Source organism: bacterium (genome assembly GCA_023150945.1).
Classification (GTDB): Bacteria; Zhuqueibacterota; Zhuqueibacteria; order Zhuqueibacterales; family Zhuqueibacteraceae; genus Coneutiohabitans.
Map to the genome: position 1 here is coordinate 1 of JAKLJX010000097.1, position 573 is coordinate 573.

Annotated in this window: 1 protein-coding gene; it reads left to right on the forward strand. The window is 46.6% G+C overall.

The annotated features are described in order from the left end of the window. Positions 1-142: 142 nt before the first annotated feature. Positions 143-573: hypothetical protein (locus tag L6R21_28220; GenBank protein MCK6563091.1), on the forward strand; the 431-nt coding region annotated here is incomplete at its 3' end.

The following is a 573-nucleotide window of genomic DNA, read 5'->3' on the forward strand; positions in this document are numbered from 1 at the left end:
TAGGGCGTGCATCAAAGCGTCAGATCTTCCATGGGAGATCTGATATTCCTATTATTTATGCAAAACTCAATAAGTGGATGCTTCTTGGATGGGCTAACAAAAATACTTTTTGAACGGCTTTTCGACAGGTTGGATGACTAAGATGGTTAACGAAGCTCCAGATAATGTTCTACAAGACGTTCCGATTGATTTTTGGCTCGTTTGGTTGTTCGTGTTCGGTCAGATGGTGTTTTTCGTCTCGGGCGTTATAGATGGCCGTTATCAGCTTTGGTACTTAATCGCTGGAAGCGTGGCGCTGATTGTCATTCTCTGGTTTCATCGCCGTCAGACCAAATGGGTTTGGCCCGGCGCGCCCTGGAGAGGAGTTCAAATGGCAGTGACGAGCCTCATCACGGGCTTCATCTTCTTTGTGGCGGTGTGCTTGTGGAACTCATCGCTCAATTCGAAGGTTTTTACGTGGGGCACTGGAATCGGACTCATTGTGCTTTGCAAAGTTCTTCATGCGGTGAATGTTATTTATTTTTCAAAAAGAAAATACGCACTGGCCTGCACAGCTCAGATTCGGGCTGTGGC